This is a genomic window from Nocardia veterana NBRC 100344 (assembly GCF_000308855.1).
Lineage (GTDB): Bacteria > Actinomycetota > Actinomycetes > Mycobacteriales > Mycobacteriaceae > Nocardia > Nocardia veterana.
In genome coordinates, this window is the sequence record NZ_BAGM01000032.1 from 36,529 (window position 1) to 54,865 (window position 18,337).

Below are 18,337 nucleotides of genomic sequence, written 5' to 3' on the forward strand. Positions count from 1 at the left end.
GGTCAACTCGCCGGACTCGGTCAAGAGCGTCGCGCCCGGCCCCCGGCGCGAGACCGATATCGTGGAATGTCGTGCGAATCTTTGTCGCGGGCGCCACCGGTGTGCTGGGCGCCAGACTGACCCCTCTGCTGGTCTCGGCGGGATTCCAGGTCGCCGGCCTGACTCGTTCGCCCGAGAAGTCGGCGATGCTGACCGATATCGGGGCCGAAGCCGTCGTCTGCGATGTGTACGACGCGGCGGCGTTGGAACGTGCCGTCCGCGCCTTCGCCCCCGATCTGGTGATGCATCAGTTGACCGACCTGCCGGACGATCCGGCCGACCTGCCGACCGGGCGGGCCGCCAACTCCAGAATGCGCCGGGAGGGCACCGCCAATCTCCTGGCCGCGGCCCGGGCAGCCGGCGCGAAGCGTTTTCTCGCGCAGAGCGTGGCGTGGGAGATGACGGGTGAGGGACTTGCGGCCCAGCAATTCCTGGAGGACTCGGTGCTCGGCATCGGCGGAGTGGTCCTGCGCTACGGGCAGTTCTACGGCCCCGACACCTACTATCCCGATCCGGCGACCCGGCCCGATCCGCCCCGCATCCACATCGACGAGGCGGCCGCGCGGACCGTGGTGGCGCTGGACCTGGCCTCCGGAATCTACGCCGTCACCGAGGACGGGCGGACGGATTTCGTACCGGTGCAATAGCTTCCGGCAGCGGCCCGTCCGATTCCGCCGCCCGGCGGCGGAGCAGGTCGGCGGTGGCGTCGTCGGCGGGCAGGAAGGCCTCGAGATGAAGGTCCGCCAGCGAGACGTCGGTCGCGGTGGCGAACGAGGTCAGCGTCGTGATCAGCCGGAGCTCGCCGGTGCCCCAGCGCAGCCGCAGCGGCACCGCGAAGCCGAGATAGCCCGGTCCCGGCTCGACGGCCGGCAGATAGGTCTCGAATTCGGCGACAAGTTCCTCGGCCAGGGGATCGGGCGAGGTCCGATTGCGAGCGCGCATGGACTCGGTGACGTGGCGCCCCCAGTCGGCGAAATTGATCACTCGCGGCGCCAGCCCGTCCGGATGTAATGCCAGCCGGCGCACATTGACCGGCGGCGTGAGCAGCTCCGGGGCGCAGCCCGCGGTGAACAGGTCGAAGGCGGCGTTCGACTCGATCAGGTCGCCGTAGCGGTCCGCGATCAGGGCGGGGTAGGGCATATGTCCGGCCAGCACCGATCGCAACGCCTCCCGGACCGCGGCCAATTGCGGTGCGTCGTAACCCGATTCGTCGTAGGCGGGCGCGTAACCGGCCGAGTTCAGCAGCTGGTTGCGTTCGCGCAGCGACAGTTCCAGTGATTCGGCCAGGCGCAGCACCATCGCCCGGCCCGGCTGCGAACGGCCCTGTTCGAGATAGCTGAGATAGCGCTGGGTGGTGTCGGCGCGGATGGCCAGATCGAGCTGACTCCACCGGCGCAGCGCGCGCCAGCGGCGCAGTTCCCGGGCGAACGGACTCGGAGACGCGACTGTCGTCATGGGCTCATCGTCGGCCGGTTCGTGCCGCCGCGCCATACCCTGCGGGGAATCGCCTCACCGCGGCGTGACGCACAGACTTGCCGCCATGAGTTACGAACCCACCGAAATCGAACTGAAGGAACTGCTCGGCCGTTGGGTCGCGCAGTGGAACGAACCCGACGCCGAACGCCGTCGCGGACTGATCCGGGAGGTGTGGGCCGAGGACGGCTATCAGGTTCTGGTCAACCCGCCGGAGGGGATCCGGGATACCGCGCGGCACTACGGGGTTTCCGCCCCGGCGGTCGAAATTCGCGGCTACGACGCGATGTTCGCCCGCGTGACCCGCGCCTACGAGATGTTCATCGCCGACGGAGAGCATGTCTTCGAGGCCTCGGGCGAGCCGATCCGGCACGCCGGTTCCGCCGTAGCGCTGACCTGGGTGATGCGAAACCGGGCGGACGGCACGGTGGCCGGCACCGGCCTCGAGGTGCTGACCTTCGACCCGGACGGGCGCGTGCGCACCGACCACGAATACGTGTCCTGATCCGGCGGCCGGTAGTCGTGTCGGTGGGCGTGGCTAAGGTGCAGGAATGCCGCGCGACCTCGCCGATCTGCCGTATGCCCGGAATCTGACGCCGCTGGCGGAACCGCTCGCGCCCGATGGCGAATACGAGCGGGTCCACCTCGACGGCACCGCGCTCGAGGAGGTGTCGGCGGCGGGGTCCTGGTTCACCGAATCGGCGTTCACGGCGGTGAACCTCACCGGCGGCAGTGTGCAGCAGGGACGGTTCGACGATGTCTGGCTGCGCGGCGTGCGCTGGATCGGGCTGGATGCGTGTGAAACCCGCTGGCTGGACGCCGAATTCGTGGACTCGGCGTGGTCGGGCGTGATCGCCGTCGACGCGCGGCTGCGTCGCATCCGCTTCGAGGGCTGCAAATTCGAATCGGTCAATTTCCGGGCGGCGCGGCTGCATCAGGTCGATTTCGTCGACTGCGTGCTGCGGGATACCGACTTCTCCTCCGCCACCCTGCGTCACGTCGACTTCTCCGGTTGCCGGCTGGAAGGTGTGGTGTTGCACCGCGCCACGCTGGACAGCGTCGACCTGCGCGCGGCCGCGAGCCTGGATCTCGTTGCCGATATCGGCACCCTGAAGGGCGCGATCGTCACCACCACTCAGCTGCTGGAGCTGGCCCCGGCCTTCGCGCGGGCGGCGGGAATTATCGTGCGCGACAACTGAAATCGCGGCTCAACCGCTGGAAACGCCCGGTATCTGCCCGATCGCATAGGTGACGCCCATCGCCAGTGCGCCGCCGAGCACCACCCGGAGGACGGCCCGGCGCGGGTTGCTGCCGCCCAGCCGCGCGCTGACCGAGCCGGTCGCGGCCAGCGCCAGCAGCACGGCGCCGAAGGTCACCGGGATTCGCCAGGTCACCGGCGGCAGCAGAATCGCCAGCAGTGGCAGCAGCGCACCGCAGGTGAAGGCCACCGCGGAGGAGAAGGCGGCGTGCCACGGATTGGTCAGCTCGTCCGGGTCCAAGCCCAGTTCGGCCTCGGCGTGTGCGGCGAAGGCGTCGTGCGCGGTCAACTCACGGGCCACCTGTCGCGCGGTGGCGGCCGACAGGCCCTTGCGGCGATAGATCTGGGTCAATTCGGCGAGTTCGTAATCGGGATCCTCGGCCAGCTCCCGCTTCTCCTGCGACAGCAGCGCGCGCTCGCTGTCGCGCTGGGTGCTGACCGATACGTACTCGCCGACCGCCATCGACAGTGCCCCGGCGACCAGGCCGGCGACACCGGCGGTGAGAATCGGCGTGGTCGCGGTGGTCGCCGAGGCGACACCGACGACCAGACCGGCGGTCGACACGATGCCGTCGTTGGCGCCCAGCACCCCGGCACGCAACCAGTTCAGGCGCGAGGCCAGCCCTTCGCCGTGCGGTTCGTGCGGGTGCGCCCCGGGGCCTAAGCCACGCCCGGGCTCGGTGTCGTCCACGTGGTGCAGCGTAGGCCGCCGACGCACGGATGTGGGGGATCAGCGCGGCCACACTCGGCCGAGCCGCGCACACCACGGCCGCATCGTCTCCGGTCGGTAGCATGTGCGAGGTGACGTCGATCCGCGCCCGCGCCCTGACCACGGTTGCCGCGCAATTGGGCAATCCGCACGGCCCGCTGGGCAAGATCGTGGCGCGAATTCTCAACCGCGCCAACCGCTTCGCCGTCGACGCCGCGATCGAGGCCGCGGAGGTGACGCCCGGCTCGTCGGCGGCCGATATCGGATTCGGCGGCGGTGTCGGGCTGTCGGTCCTGCTGCGCCGCGTCGGGCCCGACGGCACCGTGCACGGGGTGGAGATCTCGCCGGACATGCTTTCCCGAGTCCGATCCCGGTTCACCGCCGACATCGGCGCCGGGCGGTTGCGGGTCGTCGAGGGCTCGTTGACCGACCTGCCGCTCGCGGACGGCGCGCTGGACGCCGTCGTCACGGTGAACACCGTCTACTTCGTGGCGGAACTCGATCGGGCCTGTGCGGAACTGGCTCGAATTCTGCGGCCCACCGGTCGGGTGGTGGTCTGCATCGGCGACCCCGAAGCCATGGCCGGGATGCCGTTCACCGCCTATGGCTTTCGGTTACGACCGGTGGCCGAGGTCGCCGCCGCCCTGGAGCGGGCCGGGTTGACCGTCGAACACCGGCGCATCGACCGCCGGCCCATTCCGGCGCATCTGCTCATCGGGCGTCCGGCCCGCTGATCAGCCGCGGACCGGCGGCAGCGCGACCACGTCGAACTCGCGGCCGACCGCGGCGATCTCCTCGGGCACGGCGGCCAGGGCGATATCGACGGTGAATCCCATGGGCGCGTCCAGCGGCCGGAGAAAGTCGTCGTAGTGCATCGGGACGACGGTCGCCGGGCGCAGCCGCGTCAGAATCCGGCGCCAGTAGTCCGGTGTCACCGCCCGTCCGGCGATACCGGCGAGGAAGATGTCGACGTCGCGGTGGCGGATCGCCTCGTCGACGAGATCCGCGCTGCCCTGGTGGTAGATCTCGATCCCGGCCACCGCGATGTGGATTCCCCAGGTCTGCCCGCAGCCGTAGGCCATCGGCGCGAGCCCGGCCAGGGAGTCGCAGCTGGTGTCGCCGGGGGACGGGACGCGCACCCCGAACGGAATCTTCGAATGCACGCTCGGCACGAAGGTCACCGTGAACGGGCCGAGCTCGTAGTGCCGATACGGTTCCACCTCGACCCCGCGGTCGGCGAGCCCGTGCAGAGCCATCAGATTGCGCACCGATCGGGAACCGTAGACCGTGGCGCCGAAGCGACGCGCGATCTCCGGCGCGTCCAGGGCGTGATCCCAATGGCCGTGGCCCACAACCACTCCCGCCACGCGGTCGAGGTCCGGCAGATACCGGTCGACGGCCGCCGGATCGGGTAGTGCGGTGCGTCGGCGCACCACTGTGGACAGCGGCACCCGGCTCAGGAAGGGATCGATCAGTAGGGTTTCGCCCTGATACGTCAGCCGATATCCGGCGGTCCCCAGCCACTGCACGGCCAGGCCCGCGGGCAGGTCGAGGGTGCGCGACTCGAGCTCGCTCAGCGCCTGCGCGTCCTCGCGGTCGCGGGCGCTCTTGTGCAGGAAGTAGCGGGCGTAGCCGGCGGTGTGCCGAAGCGGGTCGAGCACTGGCGAAAGGGTGCGCATCGGTTCATTCTGCGCCGGGACCGGCACCGCCACCGGACTCCGTCCCGAGCACCTTCCGCAGGGCGACGGCGAGATGGTCCAGTTCGGCGGGTTCGAGGGCGGCGAAGCGCTCGTCGACCGCCGCGTGGTGATGCGATGCGGCCTCCCGCAATCGTTGCCGCCCGGCGGCGGTCACGGCGACATAGGCGGAGCGTCCGTCGTCGGGGTTGGATTCGCGGCTGACCAGGCCGCGGGCCTCCAGTTCGGTGACCAGCCGGCTCACCCGGGTGCGGCTGAGCACCATGCGCGCTCCGAGATCGCTCATTCGAAGCCGTTGTGCCGCATCGAGTTCGACGAGCATGTCGTACCAGCTCGCGGGCAGGCCGGTGCGGCGCCGCAATTCGGTATCCAGGTCCGGGCGCAGGTCGGCATAGACCCGCTGCAGCGCCTGCCAGACCTGAACCGAGGCGGGGGCGGGGCTCCCGGATTCCGGCACGCCGCCGATCATAGACATGCCCGCCCGACCCTGCGCACCGGCATCGTCGCGGGCACCCGGCTCGGAAATAACCGCTGGACAGCCGCCCTACGATGCGGACATGGACATGCGCGACAGCGTGCGATTGCCGGCGGACTGGCAGAGCCGGGTACGGTCCGCCCTGCGGCGCTCACCGCGGCCCGACCTCGCGTCCGGGAGGCTGCGTCTGCTCGGCGCCGGCCTGGACAGCGTTGCGCTGCAAGTCGATTCGGACGTCGGCAGTCATGTCCTGCGCCTGCCGCAGGGTTCGCACGGCGCGGAAGGGATTGCGCGCGAGGCGGGTCTGCTGCCCGCACTGGCAGCCGACCTACCGGTGCCGGTTCCGCAATTCCTGTTCACCGCGCCGAACCCGCTGGGGCCGGGCGAATTCTGCGTGTATCCGCTCGTGCCCGGGCTCTCGCTGGACGAGCAGGAATGGGTGCGGCGCGGATTGCTGCGACCCGATACCGCCCGCACGATCGCCGAGTTGATCGAGCGAATCCACGCCTTCCCGGTGGAGTGTGCCCGGAGCTTCGGTATCGAAGTGACGGATCTGCGCGCCGAATTCGACGAGGTACTGAACGACGTACGGGCCGAGGTGCTTCCGTTGCTGCCACCGGACGACGCGGCGGCCCTGCTGCGCATGTGGCGGCGATATCTGGATCGCGATGCGAACTTCGATTTCGAGCCGACGCTGATCCACGCCGACCTCAGTCTCGATCATCTGCTGGTGGACGGCGAGCGGATCAGCGGGCTCATCGACTTCGGCGATATCGAGATCAGCGACCCGGATTACGACCTCTGTTACCTCTACCCGGAGGCGGGTCGCGACTTCGTCCGCGCGATCCAGCGGGGCCGCGCACGGGATCTCGATCCGCACCTCGAGGAAAAGTTGCGGTTCTGGGCATGCTCGGATCCCACCCTCGATGTCCTGGACGCGATCGAGAACGGCCGGACGGACTTTCGCGAGCAGCGGTTGGTGGTGTTGCGAGACGCGTTGGGGCGCTACGCCCGTGGCGAGTGACGGGATCCCTCGTACCCGAGGGGGCGAAGAGCGGAACCGGCTTCCTCACCTGACGGCGAAAAGGAGGGACATCTCTCCATCGCGGGATGTTTGTCCGTTTTGTCCGGACAATGGTGATCATGACGTATGCGCTCACCCGACACTGGACGACCGTAGTTCCGCTCTTGGCCGCCACCGTGCTGGTGATCGCCTGGTTCACCCATCCGGCCGGACCGGCGGTGGCGATCGTGGTCCTCGCGCTCGCCGGCGCGGTGCTCGCGGCCGTCCAGCATGCGGAGGTGGTGGCGCATCGCGTGGGGGAGCCGTTCGGGTCGCTGGTGCTGGCCGTCGCGGTCACGGTGATCGAGGTCGGTTTGATCGTGACCCTGATGATCTCCGCGGGACCCGACGCGTCGACCCTGGCACGCGACACGGTATTCGCCGCCGTGATGATCACCTGTAACGGCATCTTCGGGTTGTCGCTGCTGGTCGGGGCCCTGCGCCGGCGCGTCGCGGTATTCAGCGCGGAAGGTGCGGGCGCCGCCTTGGCCACCGTCGCCACGCTGGCCACGCTGAGTCTGGTGCTGCCGACCTTCACCACGAGCACGCCCGGACCGCAGTTCTCCGGATCGCAGCTCGCCTTCGCGGCGGTGGCGTCCCTGTTGCTGTACGGCCTGTTCGTGATGGTGCAGACCGTGCGGCACCGCGACGATTTCCTGCCGGTCGAGGCGGCCGAGGCCGATGAACACGAGGCGCCCCCGACCGCTCGCGCGGCGCTGCTGTCGCTGGTGCTGATGGTTGTCGCGCTGGTCGGCGTGGTCGGGCTCGCCAAGATGGTGTCACCGTCGATCGAGCACGGGATCGCGGTGGCCGGGCTGCCGCGCTCGGCGGTCGGAGTGGTGATCGCCGCGCTGGTGCTGCTGCCCGAGACCATCGCGGCGGTGCGCGCGGCGCGGCGCGACCGAGTGCAGGTCAGCCTGAATCTGGCCCTGGGTTCGGCGATGGCGAGTATCGGCCTCACCATTCCGGTGATCGCGGTGGCGTCGATCTGGTTGGACGGTCCGCTGACCCTGGGATTGGGCGCCACGCAGATGGTGCTGCTCGCTCTGACCGTGGTGGCGGGTGTGCTGACTGTTGTCCCGGGCCGCGCCACCTTGCTGCAAGGCGGCGTTCACCTGGTGTTGTTGGCCGGATTCGGTGTTCTCGCGGTGAGTCCGTGACGGTTGCTCGATTGTGCGCGGCCACAGTGATGTGGCTCATAGCGATAGCCGATCAGTGCTGATAACAGGTTTCAGAATCGGTGATCACTTAATAAAACATGCAACTGAGCTGGATGTATCTCGCCGGGCGGAGATGCGTTCGAGCGGCGACCCTCACACCGTGACCGGCTTTACTGTAACCAGTCGTAACCGTTAGCTTCGTGTTGGCAGTGTTGCCGATCACGGAGAGAACGATTGTGAATTTCGAGCCACACCGCCCGGACCGAGCCCACGTCCCATGGCGCCGGTGACCCGGGCCTCCTCGGGCGCGTCCGCTGTTCGTATCGTTCGCAAGAATTTCTCGGACACCGTCGTGTCCGCCCTGCGAACCTTCGGCAGGGCTGTCGACATCGCCCGGGAATCCGTCATCGGCACCGCGAGCGACGTGGTTCGTCGCGAATTCCAGTGGCGGGAAGCGGTTCTGCAGGCCTGGCGGCTGGTGACGGTCACCGCGATCCCGGCCGTCCTCATCGCGATCCCGTTCGGTGTGATCGTCTCCGTACAGGTCGGCAACCTCATCCACACCCTCGGCGCGGACTCGCTGCTGGGCGCGACCGGCGGGCTCGGTGTGATCAAACAGGGCGCCCCGCTGGCGACCGGCTTCCTGCTGGGCGGCGCGGGCGCGGCGGCGATCGCCGCGGATCTGGGCGCCCGGACCATTCGCGAGGAGATCGACGCGCTCAACACCATGGGCATCTCGCCGATCCATCGGTTGGTGATTCCGCGGCTCGCGGCGATGATCGTCGTCGCGCCGCTGCTGAACATCCTGATCATCTTCGTCGGCATCGTCGCCGGATACGCGGTGGCGGTCGGCGGCCAGAACGTCACGCCGGGTAGCTACTGGGCGACCTTCGGATCGTTCACCACCGTCGCCGATGTGTGGGTATCGCTGCTCAAGGCGGTGATGTTCGGCTTCCTCGTCGTGATCATCGCCTGTCAGCGCGGCCTCGAGGCCAAGGGTGGCCCGCGCGGCGTCGCGGATGCGGTGAACGCGGCGGTGGTGCTGTCGGTCGTGTCGATCGCCGTGGTCAATCTCGGGGTCACCCAGGTCGTGGAGATGTTCCTGCCGACGAGGCTGGTGTGACATGGCGATCTCGACGTATATGCCCAAGGGGCTCGGCCGCGTCGTTCGCTTCTACCGTCGCCGGGGCCTGATCCTCGCCCGCGTCGAGGGATTGGGTTTCGTCCTGGCGTTCATCTGGCAGGTGCTCTCGTCGATCCCGTTGACGCTCAAGCGGTATCGCGACGAATCGTTGCGGATCATCTCCGATATGACCTGGGGGCGCGGGTCGGTGATCGTCGGCGGCGGCACCGTGCCGATGATGATCGTGCTCGGCCTGGTGATGGGCGCCTCGGTGGCCGTGGAGTCGTTCACCATGCTGAACATCCTCGGTATGGGGCCGGTGACCGGAATCGTCTCCGCCTACGCGACCACCCGGGAGTTGGCCCCGATCGTGGCGGCGATCGGATTCGCCGCCCAGGCGGGATGCCGGATGACCGCCGAGATCGGCTCGATGCGCATCTCGGAGGAGATCGACGCGATCGAGGCCCTGGGCCTGCGATCGGTGCCCTTCGTGGTGACCACGCGGGTCATCGCGGGGGCCGTCTCCATCGTGCCGACCTTCCTGATCGGGCTGATCCTGTCGTATCTGGCCTGCCGCGGGCTGATCACCCTGGTGCACGGACAGTCGGCCGGTGTGTACGACCACTACTTCTTCCAGTTCGTCTCCGGATTCGACGTGATCGCCGCCGTGATCAAGGTGGCGATCTTCGCCACCGTGGTGATCCTGATCCACAGCTACTACGGGTTCTTCGCCACCGGCGGGCCCGAGGGCGTCGGGATCGCCTCGGGCCGGGCGGTGCGCGCCTCGTCGGTGGCGATCGTGGCCATCGACATGGTGCTGACCCTGATGCTCTGGGGTTTCAACGCGACGATCGACTTCACGGGGTAACGGTGCCGAAATACGGAATGCCCGGAGTGGCGGTGGACAAGCCGCGCTCCCTGCTGGTCGGTGGTGTGGCGATCGGAGTCGTCGCGGCGCTGGTGGTCGCCGCGCTGCTCTACCGCGGGCTGCGGACCGACGACAGCCTGCGCATCGCGCTGCATACCGAGCAGATCGGTGACGGGGTGCTGACCGGCACACCGGTGCGGGTGGCCGGGGTGCGGGTCGGCGAGGTCGATGCGATCGAGCCGGCCGATCGCGGAACTCAGCGAATCACGTTGCGATTGGACCGTTCGCAGCTGCACGGTATCGACGACAGCCTGCGCGTCGACTACGCGCCGGCGAACCTGTTCGGTATCAGCGAGATCGAGTTGCGACCCGGATCCGGCGGCGCGCCGCTGCGTTCCGGAGCCACGATCGATCTGGCCGGGCAGCGCGCCGACGGGGTCTACGACGCGACGATGGGTGGCCTGCTGCGCGGCTTGTCCCAGACCGGTGATGCGCTGCTCACCCCGCAGATGGCCACCGTGATCGCACAGGTCTCCACCGACGTCTCCGCCTTCACGCCGTTGGTGCAGGCCCTGATCTCGGTGGCGCAGACCATCACCGACAACCAGAAGATGCCCGCGTCCGAACTGGTGGGGCGCCTCGGACCGGCCTTCGACGGCGGCGGTCGTTTCGCCGGGGCGACCATCCAGGTTCTCGACCTGCTGCGCAACAACCAACGGCTGCAAGATAATCGGGAGTCCTACGACGCGGGCACCGCGGCGCTGACCGGTTCGGTGCTGCCCGCCCTGGCCGGTCTGGGGATGCGTGCCGGAACCGAACTGTCCGGCACGACGGACGCTGTAGTTCCCCTGCTCGCCGCGCTGACGCAGGCGGTTCCGCAGCCGCAGCGATCGGGTGCGGATCTGGCCGAGCTGCTGCGCCGGCTGCGCGCCGGTTTCCGCGACACCCCGAACGGACCGGTGCTCGATACCGAAATCGATGTGCGCGGTGTGCCGGTGCTGGCGCCGCTGCTGGGAGGAGTCCGATGAAGGTGGGCGCCGCCGCCTGGCGGCTGGGGCTGTTCGCCGTGGTGATGATCGTGGTCCTGTCGGTGGTGTTCACCGCCATCAAGCGACCGGTTTCGGGAGATACCGAAGCACACGAGGCGCTGTTCACCGATGCCAACGGGCTCAAGGTCGGCGACGATGTGCGCCAGTTCGGCGTGCAGGTCGGCAAGGTCGAGGGCATCTCGCTCGACGGAGCGCTGGCCCGGATTCGGCTGTCGCTGAAGACGGATACCCCGGTCTACGACAACTCGAAGCTGGCGATCCGCTACCAGAACCTCACCGGGCAGCGCTACATCGATCTCCAACAGCAGCCGACCCCGGGCCACCGGATCCCGGCCGGTCACACCATCGATGTCGAGCACACCGTGCCGTCGTTCGATGTCACCAGCATGTTCAACGGATTGAAGCCCGTGCTGGCCACCGTCTCACCGGAGGCCATCAACCAGTTCAGCGCCAGTATGGTGGCGTTGATCGAAGGTGACGGGGACGTCGAACCGGTGATGGCGGCGATCGGCCGGCTCGCCTCCTATGTGGACAACCGCCAGCAGGTGATCGGCACCCTGATCCACAACATGTCGGACCTGTCGGATCGGGTGGGTGGCCGGGTGCACCATCTGGTGCCGCTGCTGGCCCGGCTGACCGACATCTTCCAGGCGCTGCAGAACAACATCGGTGGACTGGCCCAGTTCGCCATGGCCGCACCGTCGGTGCTGGGTCCCTTGGACAGTCTGTTCGACGCGCTGGGGCTGCAGTCCGGCAACGACGTGGACGCGCTGATCCGGCGGCTGTTCCCGGATCCGCAGCAGGCCGTGGAGGTTTTCGAGAAGCTGCCCGGCCTGCTCGGCGGTCTGGACGCGGCCACCCCGAAATCGGTCGCGGGCTGGAAACCGCAGTGCTCCAAGGGGAATGCCGAACTCCCGCAGGTGCTGCAGGTGCTGGTCGCGGGACAGCAGGTGGCGATATGCAACGGCTGAATCCGTTCCGGCGGGAACGCCGAGTCGCCGATGCGGCGACCCAGCGCCGTCGCGAGATCCGTCTCGGCATCGTCGGTGTCGCACTGGTCGTGGTCTGCGCGGCCGCGGCCGGCATCCTGTACGTGGTGCCGTTCGGCAAGCACACCTATACCGCCGAACTGTCGGAGGCCCAGTCGGTGAAGGTGGGCGACGATATTCGCGTGGCCGGCATACCGGTCGGCAAGGTCGACGCCCTGGACCTGCGGCCCGACCGAGTCCGGATGCGGTTCACCGTCGATTCGAAGGTCTTCGTCGGTGACCAATCGACCCTGGACATCCGGATGCTCACCATCGTCGGCGGCAACTATGTCGCACTGTTTCCCGCGGGCAGCAAACCGTTGGGCGACAAGGCGATTCCGATGGACCGGGTGCACCTGCCCTACAGCCTGGTGCAGACCTTCCAGGACGCCGCGCAGCCGCTGCAGCAGATCGACGGCGATACGTTGCGCCGCAATCTCGCCGCGTTGAACACGTCGATCGATTCCGCGCCCGACGCGCTGCGCACCACGTTGAACACGCTCGGCACCTATGTCGACGCGCTCAACCGCCAGCGCACCCAGGTCACCAACGCGATCGCCGTCGCCGACGAGTACGTCACGATGTACGACGGCGCGAAACACGATCTGGGTCGGCTGATGGTCAACGTGAACCAGTTGGAGACCTTGCTGATCGACAAACGCGCCGAAGTGAGCGAAGGCGTGCGCTTACTGCGCGCCGTGGTCGAGCGCGTCGCGGCTCTCGCCCCCGTCTACGGCACCACCCTCGAGCCGAAGTTGCGTCAGCTGAGCGAGGCGTTGCCGCGGCTGGAGAAACTGGGCGGCGAACTCGAGCCGGTGATCGGCACCGTGCAGAGTCTGCAGGCGAAATTCGCGCAGCTCGGCGGGACCGATGCGCCGGTGACCGTCGATGCGTCGGGGCAGACCGTGACGGTTCCGCCCACCACCCGCGTCTGTATTCCGGTGCCGGGGAAGGACTGCTGATGCTGCACAAGCTGCTCGGTTCGCGTGCCTTCATGTCCGTCGCCGGCGCGGGCGCGGTCGTGGTCGTCGCGGTGGTCGGCTACCTGATCGCTTTCCAGCCGATGAAGGCGACCACCGCCTACTGCGCGATCATGCCCGACAGCGTCGGGCTCTATCCCGGCAATCAGGTGACGATGCGCGGCATCACGGTCGGCAAGGTCAGGTCGATCGCGCCCCAGGGCAACGCGGTGAAGGTCGAGTTCGACGTGGATGCCGACCATCCGCTGCTCGCGGATTCCGGGGCGACGACGCTGTCGGACAGCATCGTCGCCGCGCGCGAGCTCGCGGTGGTCTCCAGCGGTCGGGAGACCGCGCACTGGGACGCCGGCCGATGCCTCACCAAAACCCTGACGCCCAAGAGCATCACCGAGACGTTGAACGCGCTCGCACAGCTGTCGGCGCAGATCCAGGGGCCCGATCCGGCGCATCCCGACGCGCTGGCGCGCGGCCTGACGTCGTTGAACAATGCCACCGCCGGAACCGGGCCGCAGATCAACGATCTGGTGCAGAAGCTCAGCGCGGCACTGTCCGCTCCGGACGCCGATATCGCCCATCTCGCAGGCATTTTCGATGCCTTCGCCTCGGTGTCGAAGGATGTGGAGGCGCACTGGGGTGAGCTGAAGACGATGCTCACCCGGCTCGCTCCGGTGCTGAACCAGGCCACGGTGGATCTGCTGCAGCCCGGCGCCGCCCTGTTCGACGGTCTCGCCCAGGTGCTGCCGATGCTCAACGACATCACCACACTCTTCGGGGATCCGATCCTGAAGGCCCTCGACGATACGGTGCCGCTGGTGAAGTTCCTGCGGGCGAACGTGGGTTCGCTGGCCCAGATGATCTCGCTGACCCCGGTGCTGGCTCAGGCGGTGCGCACGGTCGGTGACTCCGGGATCGGGTTGGTGCCGCCGAAGGTGGCGCTGCCACAGGAACACGCCGATCAGGTGTGTGCGGCGATCGACGCGCTGGCACCGGGCCGCTGCACGGCGGCCGACGGTCTGGTGCGGGTGGACATGGCGGCGCTGGTATTCGGATTGGCAGGTGCGCGATGAGGTTTCGGCGTTCGGCGGTCGGGCTGGCGATCGGGCTGGCGGCGGCGCTGCCGGTCGGTGGCTGCGCCTTCGATCCGTCCTCGGTCCCGGTGCCGGGCACCTCGGTGTCGGGTCCGACCTATCACGTCCGCATCGAGTTCTCGAATGTGCTGAACCTGCCGGCCCGAGCGAAGATCATGGCAAACGGTGCTCAGGTGGGCACGGTATCCGGGGTGACGGTGGTGAATCCGGCCGGTGCCGACGGACGTGGCGGCTTTGTGGTGGTCGACGCCGAGATCTCGACGTCGGTGAAACTGCCCGCGAGCACGATCGCCGAACTGCGGCAGAACACCGTGCTCGGCGATATCCACGTGGCGCTGACCACCCCGCCGAACGGCTTCGGCACCCTCCTGCACGACGGCTCCTCCATTCCGATGTCGCAGTCGAAACCGCCTGTGCAACTGGAGGACACGATGGCGCTGATCGCCGCGTTCACGCAGGGCGGCGCGGTCACCCAGCTGCAGGACGTCATCGATCAGTTCAATCGCACGTTGCCGAAGGATCCGGCGCAGACCGCCCGCATCTCGCGCACGATGGCCGCGGACGCCGCGGATCTGGCCGACCATCTCGATCGCGTGGACGCGCTGCTCGACGGTGTGGGGGCCAATGCGCAAGTGCTGCACGACATCCAGCCCGAGCTCGACGACATCCTGAGCTCGACCTCGGTGGCGCAGATGAACGGGATCACCGATTCCATCGTGGGCGTGACGAAGATCTTCGGCGGGCTCGGACCGGTCGGCACATCGCTCACCTGGCTCGGGCCGGTGCTGAGCGGAGCCGACGGTGCCGTCCGCGCGTTCGCGCCGCTGCTGCTGACCGGCGGCGCGGTCGACCTGAGCCGGCCGTCGAATCTGCAGGCGCTGGTGGAACTCTTGCGGGACAAGGTGATTCCGTTCGTCGAACACGGCCCGAAGGTGAATATCGTCGGGGTGCGCTCCGATGCGGCCGCCGATCTCCCGCCGGACCAGCAGACCGACCGGATCCTGGCGACCCTGCGGATGATCGGAGTCGTGCGATGAGAAGGGGCGCGCTGACCTCGCTGGGCGGAATCGTCGCGATCACCGTCGCCGGGGCGAGCTATCTGACCTTCGGGGTCGTGCGAGCGGACCCGTTCGCCGACTACACGCACACCACGATGGTGCTGACCGATTCCGGCGGGCTCGGCGTCGGGTCGCCGGTGCTGCTGACCGGACTCGAGGTCGGCCGGGTCACGACCGTGACGCACACCGCCGCCGGCGTCGAGGTGGGGATGCGGTTGGCCGCCGACAAGCGGGTGCCGACCGACAGCACGGTGACCATCGAACACCTGTCGGCACTGGGCGAGCCGTATGTCGAATTCCGTCCCGAGACCGGCAACGGCCCGTATCTGCACGACGGGCAGCGCCTGGAAACCGCCAAGGTGCGGATGCCGCTGTCCATCCCGCAGGTCGCGCGGTTGGTGACCGGAACGATGAACCAACTCGATCCCGCCGTCGTCGGGTCGCTGGTTTCGACCGCGGGGACCGCGCTCGCGGGGACCGACGCGGCCATTCCGAATCTGACCCGCTCCGCGGATCTGCTGGCCGCCGCGATCATGAGCCGCAGCCCGCGAATCGCCGATCTGCTCAACAGTTTTCAGGCCGCCGCGGCCGATATCGACTGGGCCGGACCGGCGACCAGCGCCGCCGCACCGGAATTCGTGCGGTTCACGCGTGCGTTGAACGACCTGGTCGCGGCGGCGGGCCGGATGGTGGACGCGCAGCCGGCCGAAAAGTACACCGAGGGCAACGGTTTGGCGCCGTTCCTGACGAAACTCACCGAGCGGCTCGCCGAGTTGGGGCCGGAACTGAAGTCGCTGACCCCCGCCCTGGCGCCGCTCACCGACGCCGTGACGGCTGCCGCGCCGCAGGTCGACATCTCCAGTTTGATCACGCAGGCCCTCGACGATGTGGGCACCGACGGAACCGTGCGGGTGCGGATCAATGTCAAGTAGTACCACCCAGAAGGAGGACACCATGTCGAACGACACTGGTACCGAACCGAAGCGGGCAGTCGACGCGGAGGCCGAGTCCTCCTCGGCGTCCCACCCGGCGCCCGGCACCGAGCCGACGGCGAAGGAGCGCGCGAAATCGCCTCGCACCCTGTCGATCCGGCTCTCCACCGTCGTCGCCGTGGCGGCGGGGGTGGTAGTGCTCGCGCTGGCCGCGGTCTTCGGCTCACTGTGGTTGTCCGCGCGTGGCGAGTTGCGCGACCGCGACGACCGGGCGGCGGCGCAGCAGCGTGCCGAACAGGTCGCCACCGACTACGCGGTCGGTGCGTCGACGATCGACTACCAGAACGTGGGCGCCTGGGTCGGCAAGTTGAAGGCCAACACGTCGCCGCAGCTGGCGAACAAATTCGACGCCACCGCACCCAAGCTGCAGGAAATCCTCGTCCCGCTGAAGTGGAACTCCTCCGCGACGCCGATCGCGGCGAAGGTGATGAGCACCGACAACGGCAGCTACAAGGTCGACGTCTTCCTGAACGTCAACTCCACCAGCGCGCAGACGCCGCAGGGCGCCCAGACCACCGTCACCTATACCGTCGACATCGATCCGGGCAGCGGGTGGAAGGTGACCGATGTGGGCGGGATGGCCGGCGCCCTGCCCAAGCAGTAGCCCCGGTTCAGTGGCCCGGTAGGACGCACACCGTATCGAGACCGAGGACGTGGTTGAGCCGGCCGAAGGCGAGCCACGAGCCGATGCACATGCTCAGCTCGACGATTTCGGCCTGGCTGTAGTGCGCGCTCATCCGGGCCCAGAACTCGTCGTCGAGGTTGTGGTGATCGGTCGCGTAGCGTTCGGCGTATTCGGCCGCCAGCCGGGTGCGCTCGTCGAAGGAATCGGTGGTGCGCCACTCGGTGACGGCCTGATCGAAGCCGTCCTCGACCTTGTGCCCGTCGCGTTCGGTGCGCCAGTCCTGGCAGAACAGGCAGCCGTTGATCTGCGCGATCCGCAGGCGGGCCGCCTCGAATTCCCGCAGTCCGAGCGTGCTGTGCGAATAGACCGCCAGCGACAGCTTCGAGGCGGCCGGCCCGATGCCGGGCACCATTTCACCCCAGACGTAGCCGATCGGGTCCTTGCCCTCGGGGATGTCGATGTTCATCGCGATGTCCTTCCGGTTCCGTCACTGGAGAATCTGCCGACCGCGGGACGCAGCGGGACGTCGAGGGCGTCGTAGAGCCCCGGATCGGCGTCGACCAACCAGTCGATGGCGTTGACCAATCTGCCCACGGCCGTGGCATTCCCGCCGGCGGCCCGGTTGCCGCCCTCGGTTTCGGCCTCGACCGTGACGTCGATGCGCGGGTCGCCGTCGATGATGATGCGGTGTGCCCCGGCACCGCCCGGCGGCTGCGGCCAGTCCGGCGCGCAATCGGGGTGGATCCGGGTGACGTGTTCGATCACGATGCGCGGCCGTCCGCCGACGACGCCCTGCACCTCGAACCGGACCGCCCCCTGGGTGCCCGCCTCGAAGTCGCCCATGGTGCGGGTGCGCACGGTGGTTTCGAGTGCGCGGCGATCCAGCGTCTCGCGAATGCCGTCGAGTTCGGCGCCGAGGGCGCGCGCGAGCAACCGAATCTGCCCGCCCCACACCATGGTCGGTACGCCGGGTGCGGTCATCGGCGGTTCGTAGTCCATCGGCTGTCCCATGCCGACCAGATAGCGCACCGAATCCGGCTGGTCGTAGCTGGAGTAGTCGAAGATCTCCTGGCAGCGGATGGTGTCGATGCGATTGGCGACCCCGCTGATCAGCAGTGGCAGCACATCGTTGCCCCAGCCGGGATCGATGCCGGAGACGAACAGCGAACCGCCGCCGGCCGCGATCGCCGCCAGCACCGGCTCCCGCAGTTCGGCGGGTGCGTTACGGGGGTCGTACAGCGGGTAGAGGGCAGGGGTGACGACGACGGCGCCGGCGCGGATCGCGCTGAGGATGTCGCGCAGCGCGTCATCGGGACGGCTGTCGCCGGAGGCGGCGTAGACGACCGCGCTCGGCGCCCGGGCCAGCAAGGCCTCGGTATCGGCCGAGGCGATGACCCCGAGGTCGTGATCCAGTCCGGCCAGCCGGCCGGCGTCCCGGCCTACCTTGTCCGGATCGTGAACCAGCACGCCGGTCAGTGCGAGCCCGGGGTGCGCGTGCACGGCGCGAATCGCGGCACGGCCGACATTGCCCGTACCCCAGACGATCGTCGAGATCATCCCTCAGAGGCTAGCAAGCGCTTGGTTTGGCGTGGGCGTTATGCGCGGATTGTTCGGACCCGGCGGCCGGCCGGGGCTCGCCGGATCACCGCCCG

Annotated in this window: 21 protein-coding genes; 15 read left to right on the forward strand and 6 right to left on the reverse strand. The window is 68.5% G+C overall.

Annotated features, from left to right (window positions below):
* Positions 1-71: 71 nt before the first annotated feature.
* Positions 72-686 carry an NAD-dependent epimerase/dehydratase family protein gene (locus ON37_RS06020; RefSeq protein WP_040717674.1) on the forward strand — a complete coding sequence of 205 codons (615 nt, stop codon included), beginning with the start codon at positions 72-74 and terminating at the stop codon, positions 684-686.
* Here the strand turns inward: ON37_RS06020 and ON37_RS06025 are convergent.
* Positions 646-1,494 (reverse strand): MmyB family transcriptional regulator, encoded by an 849-nt coding sequence (locus ON37_RS06025; protein ID WP_051031257.1) that lies wholly within the window; start codon positions 1,492-1,494, stop codon positions 646-648. The two genes, ON37_RS06020 and ON37_RS06025, sit on opposite strands and share 41 nt — an antisense overlap.
* Positions 1,495-1,579: 85 nt before the next feature.
* Here ON37_RS06025 and ON37_RS06030 point away from each other — a divergent pair, with 85 nt between their 5' ends.
* Both ON37_RS06030 and ON37_RS06035 read left to right on the forward strand, forming a co-directional pair.
* The gene (locus tag ON37_RS06030) at positions 1,580-2,017 is read left to right on the forward strand and encodes a hypothetical protein (RefSeq protein WP_040717677.1); all 438 of its coding nucleotides are present in this window, start codon (positions 1,580-1,582) and stop codon (positions 2,015-2,017) included.
* A 46-nt stretch (positions 2,018-2,063) separates the two neighbouring features.
* Entirely contained in the window at positions 2,064-2,711 is a 648-nt protein-coding gene (locus ON37_RS06035; RefSeq protein WP_040717680.1) for a pentapeptide repeat-containing protein, read from the forward strand.
* Positions 2,712-2,720: 9 nt separating this feature from the next.
* Here the strand turns inward: ON37_RS06035 and ON37_RS06040 are convergent, their stop codons facing one another.
* A complete protein-coding gene (locus ON37_RS06040; RefSeq protein WP_040717683.1) occupies positions 2,721-3,461 on the reverse strand; it encodes a VIT1/CCC1 transporter family protein in 741 nt (246 codons plus the stop codon).
* Positions 3,462-3,562: 101 nt separating this feature from the next.
* Between ON37_RS06040 and ON37_RS06045 the strand changes: the two genes are divergently transcribed.
* Positions 3,563-4,213, forward strand: a complete 651-nt coding sequence (locus ON37_RS06045; protein WP_040717753.1) for a class I SAM-dependent methyltransferase — start codon at positions 3,563-3,565, stop codon at positions 4,211-4,213.
* Here the strand turns inward: ON37_RS06045 and ON37_RS06050 are convergent, their stop codons facing one another.
* Complete coding sequence (locus ON37_RS06050; RefSeq protein ID WP_083892760.1) at positions 4,214-5,158, reverse strand: MBL fold metallo-hydrolase; 945 nt, start codon at positions 5,156-5,158, stop codon at positions 4,214-4,216.
* A gap of 4 nt (positions 5,159-5,162) precedes the next feature.
* Positions 5,163-5,633, reverse strand: a complete 471-nt coding sequence (locus ON37_RS06055; protein ID WP_210742455.1) for a MarR family winged helix-turn-helix transcriptional regulator — start codon at positions 5,631-5,633, stop codon at positions 5,163-5,165.
* A gap of 100 nt (positions 5,634-5,733) precedes the next feature.
* Here ON37_RS06055 and ON37_RS06060 point away from each other — a divergent pair, with 100 nt between their 5' ends.
* The 11 genes from ON37_RS06060 (at position 5,734) to ON37_RS06110 (ending at position 16,664) form a co-directional block, all read left to right on the forward strand.
* On the forward strand, positions 5,734-6,675 hold the full coding sequence (locus ON37_RS06060) for a phosphotransferase (protein ID WP_040717685.1): 942 nt from the start codon (positions 5,734-5,736) through the stop codon (positions 6,673-6,675).
* A 119-nt stretch (positions 6,676-6,794) separates the two neighbouring features.
* Complete coding sequence (locus tag ON37_RS06065) at positions 6,795-7,874, forward strand: calcium:cation antiporter (protein WP_210742453.1); 1,080 nt, start codon at positions 6,795-6,797, stop codon at positions 7,872-7,874.
* A 277-nt stretch (positions 7,875-8,151) separates the two neighbouring features.
* Positions 8,152-8,997 carry an ABC transporter permease gene (locus ON37_RS06070; protein ID WP_040717690.1) on the forward strand — a complete coding sequence of 282 codons (846 nt, stop codon included), beginning with the start codon at positions 8,152-8,154 and terminating at the stop codon, positions 8,995-8,997.
* A gap of 1 nt (position 8,998) precedes the next feature.
* Positions 8,999-9,865, forward strand: a complete 867-nt coding sequence (locus ON37_RS06075; protein ID WP_040717693.1) for an ABC transporter permease — start codon at positions 8,999-9,001, stop codon at positions 9,863-9,865.
* A 2-nt stretch (positions 9,866-9,867) separates the two neighbouring features.
* A complete protein-coding gene (locus ON37_RS06080) occupies positions 9,868-10,893 on the forward strand; it encodes an MlaD family protein (protein WP_083892756.1) in 1,026 nt (341 codons plus the stop codon).
* Positions 10,890-11,885, forward strand: a complete 996-nt coding sequence (locus tag ON37_RS06085) for an MlaD family protein (RefSeq protein ID WP_040717694.1) — start codon at positions 10,890-10,892, stop codon at positions 11,883-11,885. The genes ON37_RS06080 and ON37_RS06085 overlap by 4 nt, the downstream gene beginning before the upstream one ends.
* Positions 11,873-12,904 (forward strand): MlaD family protein, encoded by a 1,032-nt coding sequence (locus ON37_RS06090; protein ID WP_040717695.1) that lies wholly within the window; start codon positions 11,873-11,875, stop codon positions 12,902-12,904. The genes ON37_RS06085 and ON37_RS06090 overlap by 13 nt, the downstream gene beginning before the upstream one ends.
* Positions 12,904-13,989 carry an MlaD family protein gene (locus tag ON37_RS06095; protein WP_040717697.1) on the forward strand — a complete coding sequence of 362 codons (1,086 nt, stop codon included), beginning with the start codon at positions 12,904-12,906 and terminating at the stop codon, positions 13,987-13,989. Before ON37_RS06090 ends, ON37_RS06095 begins: the two co-directional genes overlap by 1 nt.
* Positions 13,986-15,047, forward strand: a complete 1,062-nt coding sequence (locus ON37_RS06100) for an MlaD family protein (protein WP_040717700.1) — start codon at positions 13,986-13,988, stop codon at positions 15,045-15,047. Before ON37_RS06095 ends, ON37_RS06100 begins: the two co-directional genes overlap by 4 nt.
* Positions 15,044-16,000, forward strand: coding sequence for an MlaD family protein (locus tag ON37_RS06105; RefSeq protein ID WP_040717703.1), 957 nt, complete (start codon positions 15,044-15,046; stop codon positions 15,998-16,000). Before ON37_RS06100 ends, ON37_RS06105 begins: the two co-directional genes overlap by 4 nt.
* Before the next feature lie 22 nt (positions 16,001-16,022).
* Positions 16,023-16,664: a hypothetical protein gene (locus tag ON37_RS06110; protein ID WP_040717761.1), complete on the forward strand. Its 642-nt coding sequence runs from the start codon at positions 16,023-16,025 to the stop codon at positions 16,662-16,664.
* A 7-nt stretch (positions 16,665-16,671) separates the two neighbouring features.
* Here the strand turns inward: ON37_RS06110 and ON37_RS06115 are convergent, their stop codons facing one another.
* Together ON37_RS06115 and ON37_RS06120 are read right to left on the reverse strand one after the other, a co-directional pair.
* Positions 16,672-17,151: a carboxymuconolactone decarboxylase family protein gene (locus ON37_RS06115; protein WP_040717706.1), complete on the reverse strand. Its 480-nt coding sequence runs from the start codon at positions 17,149-17,151 to the stop codon at positions 16,672-16,674.
* Positions 17,148-18,242, reverse strand: a complete 1,095-nt coding sequence (locus tag ON37_RS06120) for an NAD(P)H-dependent amine dehydrogenase family protein (protein ID WP_040717708.1) — start codon at positions 18,240-18,242, stop codon at positions 17,148-17,150. Before ON37_RS06120 ends, ON37_RS06115 begins: the two co-directional genes overlap by 4 nt.
* Between the last annotated feature and the right edge of the window lie 95 nt (positions 18,243-18,337).